The following is a 22,388-nucleotide window of genomic DNA, read 5'->3' as shown; positions in this document are numbered from 1 at the left end:
ACGCCACCATGGAAACCGAACACTCCCCGCTGGAAGCGATCAAGGGCAGCCTTGGCGGGCGTCTGCGCGCAGCGCGCGAAGCCCGCGGGCTGGATGTCGAATCGTGCGCGCACACCCTGCGCCTGCCGACCCGCGTGCTCAAGCAGATCGAAAGCAACGAGTACGGCGGCATCGACTACCAGGTGTACCTGGGCGGCTACCTCACCAAGTACGCGCGCTATCTGGGCGTCGACGAGGGCGAGGTGAAGGCGGAGCTCGAGCGCATCCGGCCCGCCCAGCCTTCGCTGGTGGCCACGGGAGGCATTTCGCATTCGCGCTATCTGCTGGAGAACTACGCGCGCGCCGCGACCTATGTGGTGCTGACGGCCGCCATCGTCGTGCCGACCATCTGGCTGGGCGTGCGCGGCACGCTGGATCGCGACGTGAGCCACCTGGCTCCCCTGGATGCCGCGCCTGTGGCGCAGGTGGATGCGCCGGCGAGCAGCGCCAGCGTCGCCACCACCGCGGTAGCCTCGGCGACCGACCAGCCGGCGAAACCGCAGGATGGTGCGGCTGAGGGTGTTGCCGCCATGCAACCGGCAGCGCAGCCGCCGGCGGCGCCGCCGCAGGATCAGCCGCTCATGGCCTCCATGACGCCGTTCCCGAACCTGGGTGGCGATACGCATGCCGCGGCGCAGCCCGCAGCGCCCACGGCGGCCGACACGGTTGGCAATGGCGCCCACAGCCTGGTGCTCAGCCTGGAAAGCGCCAGCTGGGTGGAAGTCACCACCAAGGACGGCTCGCGCCTCGAATACGGCCTGCTGCCCGCCGGCAGCTCCAAGACGTATCACAGCGATCAGCCGCTGGAAGTGCGCATCGGCAATGCCAACGGCGCACAGGTGATGCTGGACGGCCAGCCCATGCCGCTGGACAGTTTCCGCCGCTCGAACGTCGCCCATTTCCGCGTGGAAATGCACGACGGCAAGGCCGCGCCCGCTGGCGCCTGAGTCGCGCGCCAGGCCTGTGCGGCCTGGCGCAATCGGTTATGCTTGCCCATTGTCCGCTCGGTAACGAGCGGGCAAGTCGGGCTGATTTCTTTTCTGCACGGCGGCGCGCGAGAGGCCCGCGGTGCAGTTCCCCTAGGGTGATTGCATGGCATTTGAAGCGTACGACGACTACGAACAGGGTGAACGCGTACAGCAGTGGTTGCGCCAGAACGGCCTGTCCATCGTCGTCGGCATTGCGATCGGCCTGGTGGGCATCTTCGGCTGGGGCAAGTGGAAGGACCACCGCGCCGAACATCAGGCCCAGGCTGCCGATCTCTACCAGCAGATCCAGGTGGCCACGGCCTCCGGCAAGGCGGACAACGCCGACCAGCTGACCGATCAGCTGCTCAAGGACTACGCCGACTCCACCTACGCCATTTTCGCCGCCGGCGATCGCGCGCAGCGCCAGGTGCAGGCCAAGCAGCTGGACAAGGCCATCGAGTCCCTCGGCTGGGCCGAGAGCCATGCCTCCAACGAGAACCTCAAGGCGCTGGCGCAATTGCGCATCGCGCGCGTGCAGCTGGCGCAGGGCAAGGGCGCCGATGCGCTGGCCACGCTCGATCGCATGCCGCCCAAGGCCTACGAAGGCGTCGCCCAGGAACTACGCGGCGATGTGCTGGTCAAGCTTGGGCGCCCCGACGATGCCCGCAAGGCGTACGTGGCCGCCAAGGCGGTACTGGGTGAGAACGCGCCGCAAAGCGTGCAGATGAAAATCGATGATCTGGCCGTGGCCGGGAAGCAGGGTGCATGAAAGCTGAAGTGAAGAAGCGCGGTGCCATGAAGCGCGTTTGGCTGGTGGCGCTGACCTCCCTGGTGGTGCTCGCCGGGTGCCATTCGTTCAAGAAGGAAAACGTCCAGCCGCCCACGCCGCTGGAGAAGGACTTCAAGCCCACCACCCAGGTCACCAAGCTGTGGACCACGAGCGTGGGCGATGGCGCCGGCATTAGCGGCGTGCGCCTGCGTCCGGCCTTCGCCGACGGCGTGCTCTATGCCTGCAGCACCGACGGCAAGCTCGCGGCCATCGACGCCACCAGCGGCAAGACGCTGTGGTCCAAGAGTTCGCGCACCCAGGGCTGGTTCGGCTGGGGCGACAAGAAGCGCGCCGATGCTCTCTATGCCGGCGGCCCGATGGTGGCTGGCGACCTGCTCGTGGTCGGCACGCTCGACGGCCACGTGTACGGCATCAACGCGAAGGACGGCAGCCCGCGCTGGGAAGCCGTGGTCAATTCCGAGGTGATCTCCTCGCCGGTCATTTCCGGCAACCTGGTGGTCGCCCGTACCCAGGACGGCCGTCTGTACGGTTTCGACAGCGCCACCGGCGAGCGTCGCTGGGTGTACGACCAGGACACTGTCCCGCTGCTCAGCCTGCGCGGCAACGGCCCGCTGCTGGCCGCCAATGGCGTGATCTTCTACGGCAACGACGGCGGCAAGCTGGTCGCCCTGCGCCAGGACAACGGCGAGAAGCTCTGGGAGCAGACGCTCGCCAGCGGCGAAGGCCGTACCGAAATCGATCGCCTGTCCGATGCCGACGGTTCCATCGTGCTCTCCGGCACCACGCTGTACGGCGCCGCGTACCACGGCAACCTGGCCGCCATCGACGGCCCCAGCGGCCGCCCGCTGTGGGGTCGTCCGTTCTCCACCTTCACCTCGCTGGACGTCACCGACACCGCCATCTACGGCGTGAACGACGACTCGCAGGTGTGGGCGTTCGACAAGAGCGGCGGCGCCGACATGTGGAAGAACGACGCGCTCAAGTACCGCTGGCTCACCGGCCCGGCCGTGCTGGGCAACTACGTGGTGGTCGGCGACCTGGAAGGCTACGTGCACTTCCTGCAGACCAGCGATGGTGCGCTGGCTGCCCGCGAGCGCCTGTCCAAGAAGGCCATCCGCGCCCAGCCGCTGGTGGTGGGCGACATCGTGTACGTCGAGGACGTGAAGGGCCGCATCGGCGCTTACCGTCTCGGCGGCCGCTGATCGCCGCAGAAGAAGGTTGTTGAATCATGCTGCCCGTCGTTGCCCTGGTCGGTCGCCCCAATGTCGGTAAATCGACCCTATTCAACGCACTGACGCGCAGCCGCGACGCCCTGGTGGCCGACATGCCGGGCGTCACGCGAGATCGTCACTACGGCGTGTGCCGCACCGGTGCACGCCCCTTCGTGGTGGTGGATACCGGCGGCCTGTCCGGTGAAGAGGAAGGCCTCGATGGCCTGACCGCGCAGCAGGTGCGCCTGGCCATCGAAGAGGCCAGCGTGCTGGTTTTCGTGGTGGATGCGCGCGACGGCCTGCTGCCGCAGGACCGCACCATCCTCGACGAGCTGCGCCGCAGCGGCAAGCCGATCATCGCCGCGGTCAACAAGACCGACGGCCTTGACCTGCAGAACGCCATGGCGGAGTTCGCCGTCTTCGGCATCGCCAACACGCTGCCGCTGGCCGCTGCGCACAATCGCGGCACCGAGGATCTGGTCGCCTCGGCGCTTTCGCTGCTGCCGGAAGACGAGCACGAAGAGATCGAACCGGGCGACGAGGACAGCATCCGCGTCGCCATCGTGGGCCGACCCAACGCCGGCAAGTCCACCCTGATCAATCGCCTGCTGGGCGAAGATCGCTTGATCGTTTCCAACGTCGCCGGCACCACGCGCGATCCGATTCGCGTCTCGCTGGAGCGCGACGGCCGCAAGTACACCCTGATCGACACCGCAGGCGTGCGCCGCAAGGCGCGCGTGGAAGAGGCGGTGGAGAAATTCAGCGTCATCAAGACGCTGCAGTCGATGGCCGCCGCGCAGGTCGTGGTGGTGATGATCGACGCGCGCGAGAACCTGGCCGACCAGGACCTGACCCTGATCGGCCATGCCGTGGACGAGGGCAGGGCGCTCGTCATCGCGGTCAACAAGTGGGACGGCATGGACAGCTATCAGCGCGAGCAGTGCCAGCAGGCGCTGGAGCGCCGCCTGCAGTTCGTCGACTGGGCCAAGACGGTATTCATCTCGGCGCTTCATGGTTCGGGCCTGCGCGAACTGATGAAGTCCATCGTGCGCGCCCATCATGCGGCGACCAAGGAGCTGGGTTCCTCCGAACTCACCAAGACGCTCGAGCGCGCCTACGAAAGCTACCAGCCGCCGCTGGTGCGAGGCCACGCGCCCAAGCTGCGTTTCGCGCATCCGGGTGGCACCAACCCGCCGACCATCGTCATCCACGGCAGCCGTACCAAGCACATCGCGCCGGCCTATCGCCGCTATCTGGAAAACTTCTTCCGCAAGCGTTATCGCCTGGAAGGCACGCCCGTTCGCATCGAATTCCGCGACGGCGAGAATCCGTTCGCCGGCAAGAAGAACGTGCTCACCGACAGCCAGAAGCGCAAGCGCCAGCGCATGATCCGCGAGATGAAGAAGCGCAAGCGCTGAGCGTTGCTTCGAAATCCTCTGGCAAAATCCAGTTCTCTCACCGTCATTCCGGCGAGGCTGGAGTCCCGTGCCTTTTACCCTTCTCGCTGAGCGTAAAGTCGCTGGATTCCGGCCTGCGCCGGAATGACGGTGAGGGATATAAGCGTTCACGCGAGATTTGAACTGGCTCTACCCATAGACAAACGAGCCGGCGCTTGGACGCCTGCAGGCATCGCCGTAAGCTAACCCGATGACGAGCCTCGACCGCGACCGTTGGCTGGCATCCCTGCGGGCCAGCATTCCCGAAATCTCCCCCGTGGACGCCCTGGCCAGACAGGCGCAGGGCAATCTGCTGATCGACGTGCGTGAAGATGGCGAGCGAGCCGGTGGCACGCCCGTGGGTGCGGTCGGGTTGTCGCGTGGGTTCCTCGAACTTCGCATCGAGCAGATTGAGGCCGATCGCCGCCGCCCCATCCTCGTCCTGTGCGGCAGCGGCCAGCGCTCGCTGTTGGCCGCCGAGGCGTTGCAGCGCATGGGGTACGAGCAGGTGGCATCGGTGGCCGGCGGCTACCAGCGCTGGAAGGCCGAGGGTCTGCCCGTCGCCGCCAGCGCTTTGGATAGCGACGCCGCCGAACGCTATGCACGCCAGCTGCAATTGCCGCAGGTGGGCGAGGCAGGGCAGGCAAAGCTGGGTGCCGCTAGCATCGCGCTGCTGGGTGCCGGCGGGCTCGGCGCGCCGGCGGCGCTTTATCTGGCCGCCGCTGGCGTAGGGCAGATCACGCTGATCGATGACGATCGCGTCGAGCGTTCCAATCTGCATCGGCAGGTCATCCATGCCGATGCTCGCGTCGGCATGTACAAGACGGAGTCGGCGCGGATCGCGCTCGCAGCGCTCAATCCGCGCGTGCGCATCGAGATCCGCAACGAGCGCCTGCGGGCCGACAATGTCGAGCGGTTGCTGGCTGGTCACGATCTGGTGATCGACGGCGCCGACAATTTTCCCGCGCGCTACCTGGTGGCCGCGGCGTCGCGGCGACTGCGCCTGCCCATGGTCTACGGTGCGGTCGAGCGTTTCACGGGGCAGGTCAGCGTGTTCGATCCGCGCCGCGCGGATTCGCCCTGTTACCGCTGTCTGTTTCCGGAGCCGCCGGCGGCGGCGGATGCGCCCAATTGCAGCGAGGCGGGCGTGCTTGGCGTGCTGCCGGGCATCGTGGGTCTGCTGCAGGCCACCGAGGCGCTCAAATTGATCCTCGCCATGGGTGAGCCCCTGGTGGGCCGCTTGCTCACCTTCGATGCGCTGGGCATGCGTTTTCGCGAGACGCGGCTGCCGCGCGATCCCGGTTGTCCGGGGTGCGGCGACCATGCCGTATTCCAGGGTTACGAGGACCTGGTGCAGCTGTGCGCCTCGGCGGGCTGATCAGCGCAAGTCGTCCGCAATGAACGAATAGACGGCCGCGTCCTGTGGCTCGCCGCGAAGCAGCAGGCGACGGCGCGCGATGGCTTCGAACATGGCGCCCGCTTTCTCCGCGACGCGACGGCTGGCGAGGTTGTCCTCGGCAATGACGATTTCCAGCCGGCGCAGCTCCGTCGCGCGCAGCGCGTGGCGCGCCAGCGTGCGCACGGCGGCGGTGGCGATGCCTTGTTCCTGCCGGCTCTGGCGCACCCAATAGCCGAGATTGGCCATGCCGTATTCGGGCTGCCAGTGGTTGAGCGCGATGCTGCCGATCAGCTCGTCCGTGGTGCGGTCAGCGATGGCCAGCGCGCATTCGTCGCCGATGCCTTGCCAGGCCAGGCGTGTCTGCGTGATCCAGCGGGCGCCGTCTTGCAGGCTGTACTTGGGTGTGCACCACGGCTGCCAGCGGCCGATGCTGTCCATCGATTCATGCAGGGACGCATAAAGCGCGGGCAGGTCGGCAGGGCGAAGCGGCCGCAGGCGCAGCGCGCCATCTTCCAGCACGGGGCCGGGCGAGGTATCGCCGTGTTCGGGCGGCAGCAGCGAATACACCGCAGCGGGAGCGGCTGCGCCGTGCAGCAGGGTGCGGTTGGGCGAGATGCCATCGAAATGCGCGCCCAGTGTTTCGGCCGTGCGGCGGCTCGCCACGTTGTCCACGGCGGCCACGATCTCGATGCGCACCAGCTCCAGTGCCTGGAAGCCGAAGGCCGCGATAGCGCGCCCCGCGCGCGTGGCCACGCCATGGCCCTGGGCGGATTCGCGCACCCAGTAGCCGAGGTTGGCGCTGCCCCGTTTCGGATCGACGCGATTGAGCCCGATGTCGCCCAGCACGCGCCCGCTACTGTCGAAGATGCCGAAGGTATAGGCATCGCCGCGTTCCCGGCCGGCCTGGCAGGCCGCGATCCACCCGGCGCTGTCGTCCCGCGTGTACCCCGCGTGGAGCCACGGCATCCAGGGTGAAACGGTGGCGAACGATTCGCGTGCCGCCTCGAACAGCGCGTCTGCGTCGTCGGCTCGCCATGGCCGCAGGCGAATGCCCTGGGCGTCGAGTTCGAGGGGAATGGGCGAGCAGGTGGTGTCAGCCATGCGGTTTCGTTTGTGTGCGTGCGGCCGAGCCGGGATAATACGTCTCTTTGCAAGCGGCCCGGACCCATGAGCGCACGTATCCTTGACGGCAAACGCATCGCGCAGGAACTGATGGACCGCATCGGGCGGGCTGTCGCCGAACGCAAGGCCAAGGGGCAGGACGCGCCCGGCCTGGCCGTGGTGCTGGTGGGCGACGACGCCGCGTCGTCTGTCTATGTACGCAACAAACGCAAAGCCTGCCATCAGGTTGGCTTCCGCTCGTTCGATTTCGACCTGCCGTCCAATACGACGCAGGACGAGCTGTTCGCCCTGATCGATCGCCTCAACGCGGATCCGGCCGTGCACGGCATCCTGGTGCAGTCGCCGCTGCCGGATCACATCGACGAGGACGCGCTGGTCGACCGCATCGATCCGGGCAAGGACGTGGATGGCTTCCAGGCCGTCAACGTCGGCCGCCTCGCGCTGCGCCGCTTCGGCCTGCGCCCTTGCACGCCGCGCGGCGTGATGACCTTGCTGGGCCACACGGATCGCCCGGTGCGCGGGCAGCATGCAGTGGTCGTGGGCGTGTCCAACCATGTGGGGCGCCCGCTGGCGCTGGAACTGCTGATCGCCGGCTGCACCACCACTTGCTGCCACAAGTTCACGCGCGACCTGGAGAGCTTCGTGCGCCAGGCTGACATCGTGATCGTGGCCGTCGGCAAGCCCGGGCTGGTCAAGGGCGAGTGGATCAAGCCGGGCGCGGTGGTGATCGACGTGGGCATTAACCGGCTGGAAGACGGCCGACTGGTCGGCGACGTGGATTTCGCCCCCGCCGCCGAGCGCGCCAGCTGGATCACACCAGTGCCGGGCGGCGTGGGCCCCATGACCGTGGCGACGCTGCTGGAAAACACGCTGGAAGCGGCCGAAGCCCGCGACGCGGCGCATCGCGGTTGAGCTCGGGGCGCGCATCGGCGCGCTCCCGTCGTCGCTTCCGGCGACCTCCGTTCATGCAAAGAGTGGCGGCCCTCCGACGGTCCGCGTATAATCTCCTCTTTGCAGCGGGACAAATCGCATGCGTATCCTCGCCGAGGCCCTCACCTACGACGACGTTTACCTCGTTCCGGCCCATTCGGCCGTTCTGCCACGTGACGTAGACACCTCCACGCGGCTCACCCGAAACCTGCGCCTGAACATCCCCATCGTGTCCGCCGCCATGGACACCGTCACCGAAGCCCGCCTTGCCATCACCATGGCCCAGCAGGGCGGCATCGGCATCATCCACAAGAACATGACCGCCGATCAGCAGGCCGCCGAAGTGCGCCTGGTGAAGAAGTTCGAAGCCGGCGTCATCCGCAGCCCCATCACCGTCGGTCCGCAGACATCCATTGGCGACGTGCTGCGCCTCACGCGTGCGCACAACATCTCTGGCGTGCCAGTGGTGGATGGCGAGCAGCTGGTGGGCATCGTGACCAGCCGCGATCTGCGCTTCGAGCGCAAGCACGAAGATCCCGTGCGCAACATCATGACCCGCCAGGAGAAGCTGGTGACGGTGCGTGAAGGCGCCAGCCAGGACGAAGTGCTGCAGCTGCTGCACAAGCACCGCATCGAGAAGGTGCTGGTGGTCAACGACGGCTTCCAGCTGCGCGGCCTGATCACCGTCAAGGACATCCAGAAGGCCCGCGACAACCCGAACGCCGCCAAGGATCGCCACGAGCGCCTGCTGGTCGGCGCCGCGGTCGGCGTGGGTGGCGACACCGAGGCGCGCGTCGAAGCGCTGGTGGATGCCGGCGTGGACGTGCTGGTGGTGGACACCGCGCACGGCCATTCGCAGGGCGTGATCGAGCGCGCCGCGTGGGTGAAGAAGCACTACCCGCAGGTCGAAGTCATCGCCGGCAACATCGTCACCGGCGAAGCCGCGCGTGCGCTGCTCGACGCCGGCGTCGATGCGGTCAAGGTTGGCGTGGGCCCGGGCTCCATCTGCACCACGCGCGTGGTGGCGGGCGTGGGCGTGCCGCAGATCACCGCCATCGACCTCGTCGCCACGGCGCTGAAGGACGAAATCCCGCTGATCGCCGACGGCGGCATCCGCTACTCGGGCGATATCCCCAAGGCGCTGGCCGCCGGCGCATCCACCGTGATGCTGGGCTCGATGTTCGCCGGCACCGAGGAATCGCCGGGCGACGTGGAGCTGTTCCAGGGCCGCTCGTACAAGAGCTACCGCGGCATGGGTTCGCTGGGCGCGATGGCGCTGGGCTCCAAGGACCGCTACTTCCAGGACGAGGCCGACGCCGACAAGCTGGTGCCCGAAGGCATCGAAGGCCGCGTGCCGTACCGTGGCCCGCTGCGCAACATCATCCATCAGTTGATCGGTGGCCTGCGCGCGTCGATGGGTTACCTCGGTGCCGCCACGGTCGAGGACGTGCGCCAGAAGGCGCAGTTCGTGAAGGTGACCAGCGCCGGCGTGACCGAAGCCCACCCGCACGACATCCAGATCACGAAGGAAGCGCCGAACTACCGGCTGAACTCTTGATGGCGTCAGGCGGGGCGGAACAGACATGCATGCCGCCTCGCTGCCACGCCAGGTGATCCGCGCCTCGAACGACAATCTCGTAGCACCGTCATTCCCGCGAAAGCGGGAATCCAGCGACTTTCGTGAGACGCAAAGGCGTTGGGTCCCTGCTTTCGCAGGGATGACGGGCAACTAGTAGCTATTCCGGGGTCGGCTCGCCATGCGTTCCGACCCTTCGTCTTTATTCCTTCATAGCAGCGCCGCCATGACCGACATCCATAGCGACAAAATCCTCATCCTCGACTTCGGCGCGCAGTACACCCAGCTGATCGCCCGTCGCGTGCGCGAGATTGGCGTGTACTGCGAAATCTGGGCGTGGGATCACGACCCGGCCGAAATCGCCGCGTTCGGCGCCAAGGGCATCATCCTGTCCGGCGGCCCCGAATCCACCACGCTGCCGGGCGCGCCCAAGGCGCCGCAGGAAGTGTTCGACGCCGGCCTGCCGATCCTCGGCATCTGCTACGGCATGCAGACGCTCGCCGCGCAATTGGGCGGCGCCACGGAAGCGGCCGACGCGCGCGAGTTCGGCCATGCGGAAGTGGATATCGTCGCAAACAGCCGCCTGTTCGCCGGCCTGAGCGACCACGACAGCCATCACCGCCTGGATGTGTGGATGAGCCACGGCGACCACGTCGCCAAGGCGCCGCCGGGCTTCGTCATCACCGGCACCACCGATCGCATCCCGGTCGCCGTGATGGAGAACGAGGACAAGCGCTGGTACGGTGTGCAGTTCCATCCGGAAGTGACGCACACCAAGCAGGGCACCAACCTGCTCAAGCGTTTCGTCACGGAGATCTGCGGCTGCCAGACGCTGTGGACCGCTGCGCACATCATCGAGGACCAGATCGCCCGCGTGCGCGAGCAGGTCGGCAGCGACCACGTGCTGCTTGGCCTGTCCGGTGGCGTGGATTCCTCCGTGGTGGCCGCGCTGCTCCATCGCGCCATCGGCGACCAGCTGACCTGTGTGTTCGTCGACACCGGCCTGCTGCGCTGGCAGGAAGGCGACCAGGTGATGGCCACCATGGCCGAGCACATGGGCGTCAAGGTCATCCGCGTCAACGCCGCCGAGCGTTATTTCAAGGCGCTGGAAGGCGTGGCCGACCCGGAGGCCAAGCGCAAGATCATCGGCCGTCTGTTCGTGGAGATCTTCGACGAGGAATCGGCCAAGGTCACTGCCGCCGGCCACGGCCAGGTGAAGTGGCTGGCCCAGGGCACCATCTACCCCGACGTGATCGAGTCCGCCGGCAGCAAGACCGGCAAGGCCCATGTGATCAAGAGCCACCACAACGTGGGCGGCCTGCCGGAGCACATGAAGCTCAAGCTGGTCGAACCGCTGCGCGAGCTGTTCAAGGACGAAGTCCGCCGCATCGGCGTGGAACTCGGCCTGCCACGCGAAATGGTCTACCGACACCCGTTCCCGGGTCCTGGCCTGGGCGTGCGCATCCTGGGCGAGGTCAAGCCCGAATACGCCGAACTGCTCGCCCGCGCCGACGCCATCTTCATCGAAGAACTGCGCGCCTGGGACCTCTACGACAAAACCAGCCAGGCCTTCGCCGTGTTCCTGCCAGTGAAGTCGGTGGGCGTCGTGGGTGACGCCCGCGCCTACGAATGGGTGATCGCGCTGCGCGCCGTCGAAACCATCGACTTCATGACCGCGCACTGGGCACACCTGCCGTATGAGTTCCTCGGTAAGGTTTCCAATCGCATTATCAATGAGTTGCGTGGTGTTTCTCGTGTCGTTTATGACATCAGTGGCAAGCCGCCGGCGACGATTGAGTGGGAGTGAGTCGCGGCGAGGTAGCCAAGGCCGTGGCCCTTAGAGAAGTTATTTAACTCTCTGATAATCACGGTTTTGTCGGGCGCGTGGCACGGATTCACCAAGGCACGGTTTCACCGAGCCGATTGAGGTACTGCAGCCCGCTGCAGCCGGTCTGCGAGGTCACCACGTCCACCACGCGCGGGATGCTGTCGCTGATGTCGAGCGGCGCGGCGTCGCCGCCCATGTCGGTGCGGACCCAGCCGGGTGCGATGAGCAGCAGGGTGCGGGTGGGTACGGGTTGGCGTGCGGCGTAGCTGCGCATCAGGGTGTTGAGGGCGGCCTTGCTGGCGCGATAGCCCTCCCAGCCGCCATCCTGATTGTTGGCAACGCTGCCGAGGCCCGAGGACATGGCGGCGATCACTCCACCGGGGGCCACCAGCGTGTCCAGCGCTTCGATCACCCGCATCGGGCTGAGCGCGTTGGTCACCATCATCCGAAGGAAGCCTTCGGTATCCATCTCGGCGGCGGTCTTGTCCGGTTCGATGGAGATGCCGGCGTTGACGAACAGCACGTCGATCGAGCGACCTTCGAGCCGCTGGCGTAGGGCCTTGATGTCGCTTGGCACATCGATGTCCAGGCGTTCGATCTCCAGGCGATCGCCTGCCGAAGCCTGCAGGTCGTGCAAGGGTGTGTGCGTGCTGCCGCGCACGGTGGCGATCACCTGCCAGCCTCGCTTGAGGTACTCCTCCGCCAGCGCGCAACCCAGTCCGCGGGAGGCGCCGACGATAAGAGCGGTCTGCTGTTTCTGTTGTTCGTTGGATGTCATGCGGTGTGCCTCGTGGTGCGTGGAGGTGAAGAATCGGATGACGCAGCAGTGCGCCTGCGGGCTTTGCCGTCGTCGGGCGCATAGCGCCAGCCCACCACCAGTCCAAGGATGGCAAGAACGGCGATCAAGGCAGCAAAGGCGATATGCGCCACGGCAGCACCGGCTTTGGACGAGAGCAGGCCGATGCCGATCACCGGCAGCGAGTTGCCGCAGAACATCATGATCAGGTAGGTCGCGACCACTTCGCCCCTGCGGTCCTCGGGGGAGATGCGGTTCACCACGGCGAGGCTGCCGCGATAGCCCAGCGATCCCGCGCCGCCCGCAAGGATGGAGGCGATGATCAGCAGCGCCATGCTCTGCCCATGCTCCGCCATCACCAACAGAATGGCGGCCGGCGGAAACAGGCCAAGGCCGCAGAGCATGGCGGTGCGGCTGGGCACGCGACTGGTGAGCGGCGTCACGACGGCCGCGACTGCGAAAAGCACGCACACCACCAGGGCAGTCACGACAGGGCGCGTCTCCTTCAGCGCGTGGGCGAGCAGGCCGGGGATCAGCGCGGCATAGAAGCCAAAGAGCGCGAAGGTGAGAAACGCCGTGACGGCCGGCGATACGAACGAGGCGAAGATATCCTTCGGCACGCCGAAGCGCGGCCGCAACGACAGTTCCCGGAGATGTTGGCGCGGGTGGCCTACGGTCTCCGGCACGCGCGAAAGCGCGATACCTGTCGCCACAAGCACCGCGACGTAAAAGGCGAAGGGAAGGTGCAGTGGATACAGCCCGAGCTGCGCGGGAACGGCGCCGAACCATGGGCCGACGGCGAGGCCTGTGAAGTTGGCGGCGCTTGCGATAACCGCACCGGCCTGGCTTCCGCCCTGCGGTTGGAGTTCCGCGATCCATGCCGCCATGGCGCTGGAGGCCAGCCCGGTGGCGAAGCCGCTCAGCGCACGCCCGACGAACAGCCAGGCGATGCCGGTGGCGAGCCCGAACGCCAGCGTGCTGGCCAGGGCGATGCCGATGGCGGGCCACACGATGAAGCGTCGCCCGGCTTGATCGGACAACCGCGCGAAGAAGAACAACGCGCCGAGGTTGCCCAGCACATAGATGGCATAGACCAGGGTGAGCGTGACCTCGCTGAAGCGGAAACTGCGCTGGTAGAGCGGATAAAGCGGCGTCAGCAGCGTCGCCGCCACGAACATCACCGCCAGCCCCAGCGCCACGATCAGCGCCGCCCGGTGGTTGCCGCGTTGCGTGCCTTGGGTGGTCATGCCCGCCATGCTAGGCGGCCCGGTGGCACAGGCGGCTCTTGAAACCGTGGGGAATTCGTGAGGGCGCGGCCGTCATTCTCGTGCCGCCAAGGCCGGCATGAGGGCCGCAGGCGCTAGAATGACGCCAGGTACACGCTTCTTTCGCATTCCTGATGACCGACCCGACGCTGCTTTCCGCTCCCGCCTTTTCCGAAGCGGATCTCCGCTACATGCAGCACGCGCTGCAACTGGCCGCGCATGCGCGCGATGCCGAAAACGAGGTGCCGGTAGGCGCGGTACTGGTGCAGGGCGACGAAGTCATCGGCCTGGGCTGGAATCGCAACATCACGCTCAACGACCCCAGCGCCCACGCGGAGATCATGGCGCTGCGCGCCGCGGGCGAAAAGCTCGCCAACTACCGCATGCCGGGCGCCACGCTGTACGTAACGCTGGAACCCTGCGCGATGTGTTCCATGGCGCTGGTGCACGCCCGCATCGGGCGCGTGGTGTATGCGGCGACCGACCCCAAGACCGGCGCGGCGGGCAGCGTGTTCGATACGCTGATTTCCGACCGCCACAACCATCGCATCGCGGTGGAGGGCGGCCTGCTGGCCGAGGAGGCGTCGACCATGCTGCGCGAGTTCTTCCGCGCGCGACGCTAGCCCTGCGTGGCGGGGCGCCAATAGGCCTTCAGGTGCTCCAGCTTGGCCAGCGAATGCATGGCCTTTTCGGATGCCTCAAAGGCCGTGCGCTTGTTCCAGCGGCGAAAATGCTTCCAGCGGGCCTTGCCGTCGTCCTTGTCCGCGATCTCGGCGATCAGCGTGCGCGCCATCATGCGGTCGTGCGCCAAGCCGAGATGCCCTTGCAGGTCGGCGAGGCGCTTGAGCCATGCGGTGGTGGCCTGCTTGGGAAACGCATGGCGGTACAGCTCGATGCTGTAGCGCAGCTTCTTGGTAGCGCTGCGCAGGCGATGCAACCGCTTCTGGCCACCATCCAGCTTGCCGGCGCGTTTCTTGAGTTCGGCAAAGCGCTTCTCGATGGCGGCGGCGGCGATCTCCCGGATGCGCCCATCGCTGGGCGGTTCCAGTGTGTCGGCCCAGTGGCGCCACGCTTGCAGCGTGGTGGCCAAATTGTGCTTCTTGAGTTCGATCACCGCCTGCTGGTGATGGCGTTGCTGCAGATCGCTGAGCGCTTTTTTCGCAGACTCGGCGTCGTCGAGCTTGCCGTGTTCCTTGTCGAGAAACGCGGGCAGCGTTTCCAGCGCGAGGATGTCGATGTCGCGGCATTGCCCCGTAGCTTCGCGACTATTGCGCAGATAGGCGAGCACGTCGTGCAGGTCGTCGTCGGACAATGAAGCCACGTCCTTGAGCGTGGCGGTGACGCGGCGAAGATTCACGCGCCAGGCGTGCAGCAGCTTCGGCTCGTAGGGTTCTTCCAGCAGGCGCTTGCGCGCTTCGACGGCTTTTGCCAGATAGCCGTCCAGCGCCTCCCGGATGCGGTCAAACTCCGATGGTTTCCCCCGGCGGCTCCTGACTGTCGCCGAGGACACGCGCGATGGGGTGACGCGATGCTGCAGCCTGGCATTCATGCAGTGATTCCGGAGGACCGGGACGTCTACTCTGCATCAAATTGTCATAATGCGCGAGTGATGCCCCGCCGCGCGCTCATGACAGGAAGGCCAGTGCTTGGGCGCAAGATTGTTCGATCTTCAGGCTGAGCAGCGGGTCGGCCCGCGTCTTGCCCATGTTCACGGCGGCGATGGGCTTGCCCATGCGAGCAGCCGCGGCGGCAAAGCGGTAGCCGGAAAAGACCATCAGCGAAGAGCCGACCACAAGCATGGCGTCCGTGTTGTTCAGTGATGTGATGGCCGCGTCAACGCGATCGCGGGGTACGTTTTCGCCGAAGAACACCACGTCGGGTTTCAGGATGCCGCCGCAGCGCGGGCAGGGCGGCACTTCGAAGGCGGAGAAATCGCGGCCGTCCAGATCGGCGTCGCCATCCGGCGCGTCGCCCGCATCGAGCATCGCCCAGTCGGGATTGAGCTCGACCAGGACCTGCTGGAAGGTGTCGCGCGGCAGGCGCACCTCGCAACCCATGCAACGCACCTCGTTCAGCCGCCCATGCAGGTCGATCACCTGGCGATGTCCCGCCGCCTGGTGGAGCCCGTCGACGTTCTGGGTAAGCAGGGCGGTGAGGCGGCCCTGCTGTTCCAGCTTCACCAGGGCGTGATGCGTGGCGTTGGGCAGCGCGCGGCCGAAGCGGCGCCAACCCACCAGGCTGCGTGCCCAGTAACGCTGCCGCGTGGCTTTTTCGCCCATGAACGCCTGATAGGTCACCGGCTGCGGACGTTTCCAGCCGCCGTTGGCGTCGCGGTAGTCGGGAATGCCCGAGTCCGTGCTGCAGCCCGCACCCGTCAGCACGAAGAGCCGCGGATGCGCCTCGATGAATTCGCGCAGGCGTTCGCGGTCCAGCGCGATATCGCGCAGGGGCTCGATGGCCGATTCGACCAGGGTGGCGTCAGGCTGCTGCACGGGCTTGCAGTTCCTCGATGGCGCCGGCGATGCCGCCCGGGCCTTCCACTTGGATGACGCGCGACGCGTGATCGACGAAATCCGTGTCGGTTTCGTGCGCCCAGGTCACGTGGTAGGGCATGTACACGCCCCAGCCGCCCATTTCCACCACGGGCGCGATATCCGAACGCAGCGAATTGCCCACCATGGCGAAGCGCGCGGGAGAGAGCTGGAATTCATCGAGCACGGTGCGGTAGGCCCGCTCGTCTTTCTCCGAGACGATCTCGATGCGATGGAACAGGTCCGCCAAGCCGCTGCTGGCGACCTTTTGTTCCTGATGGAACAGGTCGCCCTTGGTGATCAGCACCACGCGATGATGCTGCGCCACCGCCTCCACCGCCGCGCGGATGCCCGGCAGCAGGTCCACCGGATGCGCCAGCACCTGCTTGCCCAGCTCGATGATGCGATGCAGGTCCGTGGCGCTGATGCGCTGCCCGGTGATGTCGATGGCCGACTCCAGCATGGACAGCGTCATGCCCTTGGCGCCATAGCCGAACAGCTTGATGTTGCGCCGCTCGGTGGCCAGCAGGCGGTCATGCACCTGCACGTCGGCCAGGTCGACGTATGTGCCGATGATGCGCTCGAACTCGCCGTGCGCCGACTGGTAATAACCCTCGCTGTGCCACAGCGTGTCGTCGCCGTCGAAGCCAATCAAATCAATCACGTGTCTATCCGTTTGCCTTGCCCGCCCTGGCGGTCATATGGGGGCATTTTCCCAGAAAACACCAGGCCTTGACGTTGGAGCCCTCGGGACGCCGCGCGCACGCCATGTGCGCTCGCCGTCAACAAACCGCGCAGGCGTTGCCGACATAGATGACTGCAGGCTTTCGTTTTGCCGCCACGGTCACTTCGCGGGGACCGGATCTCGACATTTGTCTGCCTACCGTGCGGGTCACTGCCCAGGGAGACCTTTCATGATCGGACCGCAGAAAAAAGCCTTGTTTTCCGCATCCTGTGCCTTGCTTGCCCTCGCTGCATTCGGCAGCGCCCCCGCGCATGCCGATCCATCGCCGGCGCTCGATCGCGTCAGCCTGTGGCTGGGCGGGTTCTATTCCGATACGCAGACCCGGATCGGCGCCACCGGTCGCAGCGGCCTCATCAGCGGCTACACCGGCCACTTCAGCCTGGAAGACGATCTGGGTTTTCGCGAGCACAAGACCGTGCCGCGGGCCAGGCTGGATTTCCTGATCGGCGACCATCAGGGCTTTTCGTTCGACTTTTTCGGTATCGACCGCACGCATAGCCGCTCGATCAGCAGCGATATCGGTTACGACGGCGTGAGCTTCCCCGCGTCGGCGCGCGTGGACGGCAAGCTGAACTTCAACTTCGGCAGTGCTTCGTATCGCTGGTGGTTCGGCACCGGCAGCGATGTCTTCGGCCTGGGCATCGGCGCCGCCTACTACGGCGTGAAGGCGCGGGTGGAAGGGCGCGCGAGTATCGACGGCTATACCGGCGATGCGGTGGCCAGCACCCATGAGACCGCGTGGGCGCCGGTGCTCCAGCTGGGCTGGCGCCATGCGTTCTCGCATAACCTGCGCATCTATGCCGATGCCTATGGCGTGAAGAAGAACGGCGGCAAGCTGGCAGGCCATATCTACAACGCGGCGCTGGGCCTGGAGTGGTTCCCCATCGAGAACCTTGGCATCGGCGCCGAGTACGACTACACGCGCATTCGACTGGACCAGAACCACCCTTCGTACCAGGCGAACCTGGACATGCGATTGAAAGGACCGTCGCTGTTTGCGCGCCTGCGTTTCTGAGGCGGGATGTTCAACGGTTGCCGCTGCGTGCGGGAACGCGTGCAGCGGCCGGCTCGGCGACGGGCGGCCGCCACACGCCGTAGCCATGGTGCGCGGGCGACCAGTTCGGCAAGGGCGTGGGCGGCGGAGCGTCGAGCGCACGGAAATCGCCATCTGCGAAAACGATGCGGCCATCCATCACAGTGAGCGTCGCGGCGATATGGCGGATGTCCTCGTCCGGCACCTCGAAAAAGTCGTGCGTGAGCACGGCGAAATCCGCCAGTTGGCTGACGTCGATCTGCCCCTTGCTGCCTTCCTCGCGCGAGAACCAGGTATTGCCCCGCGTATGCACCGCGAGCGCCGTGGCGCGATCCAGTCGGTGTTCGGCCGGGTACAGCGTCGTGCCGCCCAGCGTGCGGCCGGTGACCAGCCAGTACAACGTGACCCAGGGGTCCATGCTCGTCCGCTCGGTTGCTCCGGAGCCCACGCCGACCGGCAACCCGGCATCGAGCAGGGCGCGTAGCGGAGGCGTGTGCGCGGCCACCTGTTCGCCGTGCCGCTCGACGACATATTCGCCCTGATAGGCCATGTTCGGCTGCACGCACGTGCCGCCGCCCAGCCGCGCCATGCGTGCGATGTTGTGATCGCCGATGGTCTCCGCACCGTCGATAAACCAGCGCAGGGCCTGCAACGGCATCCGTGCGTTCACGCGCTCGAGCGCATCGAGCGCCATGGCGACGGTTTCGCCGTAGCTGGCGTGCAGGCGCCACGGCCAGTTGCGGGCAACCAGCCGGCCGAGTACGTCCTCAAGATCGGCCGCCGCCTGCGCGGCAATGTCAGGCGGTGGCTGGCGGAAATTCGCGCCGTCCTCCATGGCATGGACAAGCACGTTGCCCGCGCCATTGAAGCGCAGCGTCTCGTCGCCGTCGCGGTAACGGTGGATGGCGGACCAGTGCAGGTAATCGGCCACTTCCGCGCCTGGCGTGTGCGCGGCAAGGTGATAGGCCACGCGCACGGTCAGCAGGTGGTGCTGCGCCAGTTCCTCAAGCACGGCGTAGTCGGCCGGGTAGTGCAGTGAGGGCGAGCCTGGATCGATGACGCTGGTGATGCCGAGCCGATTCAACTCGCGCATGAACTGGCGCGTGCTGTTGATCCGGTACTCGTTCGGCAGTGCAGGCGCATGGGCAAGCGCCTGCTGGAACACTTCCGTACCGTGTGTAGCGACTAGCAGGCCGGTCGGCAGACCGCTGGCGTCCCAGTCGATATGGCCGTGCGGCGGGTCGGGCGTCCTCGCGTCATAGCCGCAGGCGGCCAGCGCGGCGGCATTGAGCAGGGCGCGATCCTGCAGGTGCTGGATATAGACCGGCGTGGAAGGCGCGATGCGGTTCAGTCCGTCCAGCGTCGGCAGTCGGCGTTCGGCGAACTGGTGCTCGCAGAAACCGCCGATCACGCACACCCATTGCGGCGGTGGTGTGTGTCGCACCTGCTCGGCCAGCAGATACAGCGCCTGTTCCAGCGTCGGCAGGCCATCCCAGCGCAACTGCTGGTTGTAGCCCAGACCCGTCGATACCAGCGGCAGGCAGGCATCGATCAGGCCAGGGATGACGCGGCGTTTTCCCGCATCGATGACGACGGTGGCAGGCCCCGCCAGCGAGCGTATCTGCCCATTGGTGCCCACCGCGACGATGCGCGGACCGTTGACGGCCAGGGCCTGCACCTCGGGCCGATGCGCGACGCCCGTGTGGATCTTCGCGTTATGCACAATGAGCGTCGGATACACAGCCATTGGGTATCGCCTTGATGCCAAGCCGCCCCTGGAAGCAGGTGTAGGCGCTGGCGTGTTTAGGCGACGTCAAGCAGCCTGGTCAGGCGCCGGTGTGCCTGGATCGATAGATTCCACGCACGCTGCCGAGGCGGACGCAGGCATGTGCATATGCGCAAAAGTCATTTCCGGCCATGACAGTGATTGGACAGCATCGATCCACTCGTTGGGAGGCGAGACCATGCGACGATCCAAGCCAGCAAACAGCACCCCTGTCCTTCGCCGTGCGCTTGCCGCGGGCGCGCTGCTGTGTGCCTGGCCGGTGTGTAGCCTTGCAGACAACTATGACTTCTACGGCAACTGGCCCACGCATGTCACCGCGTCCGACGGCACGGATGCCGGCCTGGCCGTGCTCTACCAGTACGACATCAACCGCTTCTCGCACGACAACGGCAAATTCGACGACGCGGCGACCAACCGGCGCCGCTATTTCGGCCTGTACCTGCGCAAGCCTGGCGTTTACGACGCCATCGCCCAATACGATTTCCAGGCCAAGCAATGGGCCGACGCCTTCGTGCGTTTCCGCAGCAGCGGGGTGATCGGCGAGGACGTGGGCAACTTCCGCTTCGGTTACTCCAAGACGCCGGTGGGCTTCGAAGGCGTGACCAGCACCTCCGCCACCACCTTCATCGAAACGGCGCTGCCCACGCAGGCCGTCTGGGAAGGGCGTCGTGCGGGCGTCGACTGGGCGCTGGTGCGGCCGCACTTCATCATCAACGTCGGCGATTACTTCTGGCGCAAGGATTTCGACGGCAACAACCCGGGCCGCACCTGGGCCGGGCGTGCCGCGTGGATGCCGCTGAACACCCCGGGCAAGGTGCTGCACCTGGGCGTTTCCGCCTCGAGGGAGAAGCTGGACTGGGCGGACAACGGAACGGTGCCGCCCTCCGCGCGCCTGCGTGCCCGCCCCGAGGACGGCCTGTCGCCGGTGCGCCTGGTGGATTCGGGCAGCCTGCCTTACAGTAAGAGCGTGAGCCGCCAGGGGTTCGAAGGCTTGTGGATCGAAGGGCCATGGTCGCTGCAGGGCGAATACCTGCAGGCGCAGGTCGATCGCTACAAGGGCAAGCCCGACTACGACGTGAGCGGCTTCTACGTGTTCACCACTTGGACGCTGACGGGCGAATCGCGTGCCTACAGTGACGGCAACGTGGCCGACCGCCGATACAACGGACGCGACCTGCAGGCGGTGCGTCCCGCCCATGCCTGGGGTGCGGTGGAACTGGCCATGCGCTACAGCGAACTGGACCTCAACGACGGCGCCATCACCGGCGGCAAGGAACACGACTGGACGGTGGGCGCCAACTGGTACCTGGGCGAACACCTCAAGCTGCAGACCAACTACGTGTGGGCCTTCAGCGACAAGGGCAGGCTGAAGGTCGATCCGCATATCTTCGAAATGCGCGCGCAGGTTTATTTCTGATGGGCATCGCTGGCGCTCCCGTGCGGAAGCGCCAGTGATGTGCGGTCAATGCAGGCCGACGGTGTCGTGCGTGGCGTCGAAGATCTTCTGCGTGTCGTAGCCCACGCCGTTCTTGAACACATACGACATGTGCTCGATGTCGGTGGTGGTCTTGGCCGGGTCGCCATCGATCACCACAAGATCGGCGCGCTTGCCCACGGCGAGCGTGCCGACGTCGGCATCGCGGCCGAGATATTTCGCGCCGTTGAAGGTGGCGACCTTCACGGCCTGCTCGAAGCCGAAGCCGGCTTCCACCAGCAATTCGATCTCGCGCTTGGCGGAATAGCCCGGCACCACGCCGCCGTAGCCGGTCGGGTCGGTGCCGGCCAGCAGCAGGCCGCCGGCGTCGGCGTATTGCTTTTCCATGCGGGCGAGCTTGAGGTAGGTCTCCGGCGTCATGCGCCCCTTGCTGTTCTGCACCTTGTTCCACGAGGCCTCGTATTGCGCGCGCACCTCGGGAAGCATCAGGTCCAACGCGCCTTGGGGTGCCTTGGGCCGGTTGGGCACGAAGGTTTCAAAGACGGTCAGGGTGGAAGTGAGCGCCACGTGGTGATCGATCATGTCGCGCATCAGCGACTTCACGTCGGTGGACTTTGCATCGACCGCGGCCAGCGAGTCGGATACGGCGGGGCTCTTGGGGCACTGGTCCGGCTGCTTGTCCTTCACGAAATCGCTGGACACGAAGAACCCGTGCTCCAGGTTGTCGATGCCCATATCCACCGCTTCGCGGTAGGTCACCGAGCAGAGGTGGGCCGTAACCTTGGCCTTGCGTGCATGCGCCGTGTCGATCACGCGCTTCAGTTCATCCCGCGTGATCTGCATGTAGGCCTTGTACGAGGTGACGCCCTCATCGGCCCAGTAGTTCACGGTGCGCTCGGCATCGTCCGGACCGCTGAGCACGTGCACGGCTGGAATCGGCAGGCCTGGGCCGTTGAGGTAGGGGCCGGTCACGTCCATGTCCGGGCCGATCACCTTGCCGGCGTTGATCGCGTCGCGCACGTTGATGTCGGCATACGGCATCATCGAGCCCGCCGTGCGCATGGTAGTGGTGCCGCCGGCCAGGTACAGGCGCGGGAAGCTGTAGCTCATCTCGTTGTATTCGACGCCGCCGGCCGGATAGAACATGTGCTCGTGCACCATCACGAAGCCGGGCATCAGCGTCTTGCCCTGGGCGTCGATGATCTTTGCGTCCTGCGGCACCTTCACCTTGCTGCTCTTGCCGAGCGCGGTGATGCGGCCCTTGTCGATGACCAGCGTCTGGTCGCGCATCGCCTTCGCGCCGGTGCCGTCGACGAGGGTGGCGTGGGTGAAGGCGATCACCGGCTGGTCGTAGGCAATGAAATCCTTGTCCGTGGGCGGCTTGCTGTCGGTTGCCGCAACGGAAGCCGTGGCCAGCAGGACCGTCATGGAAAGGGCGAAAAGCGTGCGTTTCAACGTCATGGATGCTCCCCCGGCTCAGGCGTGGGGAGCATCCTAG

Annotated in this window: 19 protein-coding genes; 11 read left to right on the top strand and 8 right to left on the bottom strand. The window is 66.3% G+C overall.

Annotation, left to right across the window (positions count from 1 at the left end):
• The first annotated feature begins 8 nt into the window (after nt 1–8).
• From BDW41_RS03495 to moeB, 5 genes are all read left to right on the top strand, one after another.
• Complete coding sequence (locus BDW41_RS03495; protein WP_233496761.1) at nt 9–986, top strand: helix-turn-helix domain-containing protein; 978 nt, start codon at nt 9–11, stop codon at nt 984–986.
• A 145-nt stretch (nt 987–1,131) separates the two neighbouring features.
• Nucleotides 1,132–1,776, top strand: coding sequence for a tetratricopeptide repeat protein (locus BDW41_RS03490; RefSeq protein ID WP_074546664.1), 645 nt, complete (start codon nt 1,132–1,134; stop codon nt 1,774–1,776).
• Nucleotides 1,777–1,802: 26 nt separating this feature from the next.
• Nucleotides 1,803–2,999 carry an outer membrane protein assembly factor BamB gene (gene bamB, locus BDW41_RS03485; RefSeq protein WP_074546962.1) on the top strand — a complete coding sequence of 399 codons (1,197 nt, stop codon included), beginning with the start codon at nt 1,803–1,805 and terminating at the stop codon, nt 2,997–2,999.
• 26 nt (nt 3,000–3,025) lie between these two features.
• Nucleotides 3,026–4,426, top strand: a complete 1,401-nt coding sequence (gene der, locus BDW41_RS03480; protein WP_074546661.1) for a ribosome biogenesis GTPase Der — start codon at nt 3,026–3,028, stop codon at nt 4,424–4,426.
• A gap of 229 nt (nt 4,427–4,655) precedes the next feature.
• A complete protein-coding gene (gene moeB / locus BDW41_RS03475; RefSeq protein ID WP_074546659.1) occupies nt 4,656–5,822 on the top strand; it encodes a molybdopterin-synthase adenylyltransferase MoeB in 1,167 nt (388 codons plus the stop codon).
• On the opposite strand, the gene BDW41_RS23310 is transcribed toward moeB, so the two are convergent.
• The gene (locus tag BDW41_RS23310) at nt 5,823–6,944 is read right to left on the bottom strand and encodes a GNAT family N-acetyltransferase (RefSeq protein WP_158536973.1); all 1,122 of its coding nucleotides are present in this window, start codon (nt 6,942–6,944) and stop codon (nt 5,823–5,825) included.
• Nucleotides 6,945–7,010: 66 nt separating this feature from the next.
• On the opposite strand from BDW41_RS23310, the gene folD reads away from it, so the two are divergent.
• From folD to guaA, 3 genes are all read left to right on the top strand, one after another.
• Nucleotides 7,011–7,877 (top strand): bifunctional methylenetetrahydrofolate dehydrogenase/methenyltetrahydrofolate cyclohydrolase FolD, encoded by an 867-nt coding sequence (gene folD / locus BDW41_RS03465; protein ID WP_074546656.1) that lies wholly within the window; start codon nt 7,011–7,013, stop codon nt 7,875–7,877.
• A 118-nt stretch (nt 7,878–7,995) separates the two neighbouring features.
• On the top strand, nt 7,996–9,453 hold the full coding sequence (gene guaB / locus BDW41_RS03460) for an IMP dehydrogenase (RefSeq protein WP_074546653.1): 1,458 nt from the start codon (nt 7,996–7,998) through the stop codon (nt 9,451–9,453).
• A gap of 244 nt (nt 9,454–9,697) precedes the next feature.
• Complete coding sequence (gene guaA, locus BDW41_RS03455; RefSeq protein ID WP_074546651.1) at nt 9,698–11,278, top strand: glutamine-hydrolyzing GMP synthase; 1,581 nt, start codon at nt 9,698–9,700, stop codon at nt 11,276–11,278.
• 88 nt (nt 11,279–11,366) lie between these two features.
• Here guaA and BDW41_RS03450 read toward each other — a convergent pair whose 3' ends face one another.
• Together BDW41_RS03450 and BDW41_RS03445 are read right to left on the bottom strand one after the other, a co-directional pair.
• Nucleotides 11,367–12,077, bottom strand: coding sequence for an SDR family NAD(P)-dependent oxidoreductase (locus BDW41_RS03450; protein ID WP_074546649.1), 711 nt, complete (start codon nt 12,075–12,077; stop codon nt 11,367–11,369).
• A complete protein-coding gene (locus BDW41_RS03445; protein WP_158536972.1) occupies nt 12,074–13,342 on the bottom strand; it encodes an MFS transporter in 1,269 nt (422 codons plus the stop codon). Before BDW41_RS03445 ends, BDW41_RS03450 begins: the two co-directional genes overlap by 4 nt.
• Nucleotides 13,343–13,494: 152 nt before the next feature.
• Between BDW41_RS03445 and tadA the strand changes: the two genes are divergently transcribed.
• A complete protein-coding gene (gene tadA / locus BDW41_RS03440; RefSeq protein ID WP_074546645.1) occupies nt 13,495–13,983 on the top strand; it encodes a tRNA adenosine(34) deaminase TadA in 489 nt (162 codons plus the stop codon).
• Here the strand turns inward: tadA and BDW41_RS03435 are convergent.
• The 3 genes from BDW41_RS03435 to BDW41_RS03425 form a co-directional block, all read right to left on the bottom strand.
• Nucleotides 13,980–14,909, bottom strand: a complete 930-nt coding sequence (locus tag BDW41_RS03435) for a CHAD domain-containing protein (RefSeq protein WP_074546642.1) — start codon at nt 14,907–14,909, stop codon at nt 13,980–13,982. The genes tadA and BDW41_RS03435 overlap by 4 nt on opposite strands.
• A gap of 76 nt (nt 14,910–14,985) precedes the next feature.
• Nucleotides 14,986–15,807 (bottom strand): NAD-dependent protein deacetylase, encoded by an 822-nt coding sequence (locus BDW41_RS03430; protein ID WP_074546960.1) that lies wholly within the window; start codon nt 15,805–15,807, stop codon nt 14,986–14,988.
• Nucleotides 15,808–15,838: 31 nt separating this feature from the next.
• Nucleotides 15,839–16,555, bottom strand: a complete 717-nt coding sequence (locus tag BDW41_RS03425) for an HAD family hydrolase (protein WP_074546639.1) — start codon at nt 16,553–16,555, stop codon at nt 15,839–15,841.
• 250 nt (nt 16,556–16,805) lie between these two features.
• Between BDW41_RS03425 and BDW41_RS03420 the strand changes: the two genes are divergently transcribed.
• Nucleotides 16,806–17,651 carry a hypothetical protein gene (locus BDW41_RS03420; RefSeq protein WP_074546636.1) on the top strand — a complete coding sequence of 282 codons (846 nt, stop codon included), beginning with the start codon at nt 16,806–16,808 and terminating at the stop codon, nt 17,649–17,651.
• 10 nt (nt 17,652–17,661) lie between these two features.
• Here BDW41_RS03420 and BDW41_RS03415 read toward each other — a convergent pair whose 3' ends face one another.
• Nucleotides 17,662–19,416, bottom strand: coding sequence for an amidohydrolase (locus tag BDW41_RS03415; RefSeq protein ID WP_074546634.1), 1,755 nt, complete (start codon nt 19,414–19,416; stop codon nt 17,662–17,664).
• Nucleotides 19,417–19,633: 217 nt separating this feature from the next.
• Between BDW41_RS03415 and BDW41_RS03410 the strand changes: the two genes are divergently transcribed.
• On the top strand, nt 19,634–20,872 hold the full coding sequence (locus BDW41_RS03410) for a porin (RefSeq protein ID WP_083337497.1): 1,239 nt from the start codon (nt 19,634–19,636) through the stop codon (nt 20,870–20,872).
• 45 nt (nt 20,873–20,917) lie between these two features.
• Here the strand turns inward: BDW41_RS03410 and BDW41_RS03405 are convergent, their stop codons facing one another.
• Nucleotides 20,918–22,351, bottom strand: coding sequence for an amidohydrolase family protein (locus tag BDW41_RS03405; RefSeq protein ID WP_074546631.1), 1,434 nt, complete (start codon nt 22,349–22,351; stop codon nt 20,918–20,920).
• Nucleotides 22,352–22,388 lie beyond the last annotated feature (37 nt).

The sequence above is a fragment of the Dyella sp. AtDHG13 genome, assembly GCF_003201105.1.
Taxonomy (GTDB): Bacteria; Pseudomonadota; Gammaproteobacteria; order Xanthomonadales; family Rhodanobacteraceae; genus Dyella; species Dyella jiangningensis_B.
The sequence above is the reverse complement of the archived record's forward strand: the minus strand, read 5'-3'. Positions and strand labels throughout refer to the sequence as shown.

What these genes read in the sequence shown, in the direction of transcription:
- BDW41_RS03405 (WP_074546631.1), bottom strand. Translation starts at nt 22,351, where the DNA reads ATGACGTTGAAACGCACGCTTTTCGCCCTTTCCATGACGGTCCTGCTG.
- guaA (WP_074546651.1), top strand. Translation starts at nt 9,698, where the DNA reads ATGACCGACATCCATAGCGACAAAATCCTCATCCTCGACTTCGGCGCG.
- BDW41_RS03435 (WP_074546642.1), bottom strand. Translation starts at nt 14,909, where the DNA reads ATGAATGCCAGGCTGCAGCATCGCGTCACCCCATCGCGCGTGTCCTCG.
- BDW41_RS03490 (WP_074546664.1), top strand. Translation starts at nt 1,132, where the DNA reads ATGGCATTTGAAGCGTACGACGACTACGAACAGGGTGAACGCGTACAG.
- BDW41_RS03410 (WP_083337497.1), top strand. Translation starts at nt 19,634, where the DNA reads ATGCGACGATCCAAGCCAGCAAACAGCACCCCTGTCCTTCGCCGTGCG.
- BDW41_RS03495 (WP_233496761.1), top strand. Translation starts at nt 9, where the DNA reads ATGGAAACCGAACACTCCCCGCTGGAAGCGATCAAGGGCAGCCTTGGC.
- bamB (WP_074546962.1), top strand. Translation starts at nt 1,803, where the DNA reads ATGAAGCGCGTTTGGCTGGTGGCGCTGACCTCCCTGGTGGTGCTCGCC.
- der (WP_074546661.1), top strand. Translation starts at nt 3,026, where the DNA reads ATGCTGCCCGTCGTTGCCCTGGTCGGTCGCCCCAATGTCGGTAAATCG.
- folD (WP_074546656.1), top strand. Translation starts at nt 7,011, where the DNA reads ATGAGCGCACGTATCCTTGACGGCAAACGCATCGCGCAGGAACTGATG.
- BDW41_RS03450 (WP_074546649.1), bottom strand. Translation starts at nt 12,077, where the DNA reads ATGACATCCAACGAACAACAGAAACAGCAGACCGCTCTTATCGTCGGC.
- tadA (WP_074546645.1), top strand. Translation starts at nt 13,495, where the DNA reads ATGACCGACCCGACGCTGCTTTCCGCTCCCGCCTTTTCCGAAGCGGAT.
- BDW41_RS03445 (WP_158536972.1), bottom strand. Translation starts at nt 13,342, where the DNA reads ATGACCACCCAAGGCACGCAACGCGGCAACCACCGGGCGGCGCTGATC.
- BDW41_RS03420 (WP_074546636.1), top strand. Translation starts at nt 16,806, where the DNA reads ATGATCGGACCGCAGAAAAAAGCCTTGTTTTCCGCATCCTGTGCCTTG.
- BDW41_RS03415 (WP_074546634.1), bottom strand. Translation starts at nt 19,416, where the DNA reads ATGGCTGTGTATCCGACGCTCATTGTGCATAACGCGAAGATCCACACG.
- guaB (WP_074546653.1), top strand. Translation starts at nt 7,996, where the DNA reads ATGCGTATCCTCGCCGAGGCCCTCACCTACGACGACGTTTACCTCGTT.
- BDW41_RS23310 (WP_158536973.1), bottom strand. Translation starts at nt 6,944, where the DNA reads ATGGCTGACACCACCTGCTCGCCCATTCCCCTCGAACTCGACGCCCAG.
- moeB (WP_074546659.1), top strand. Translation starts at nt 4,656, where the DNA reads ATGACGAGCCTCGACCGCGACCGTTGGCTGGCATCCCTGCGGGCCAGC.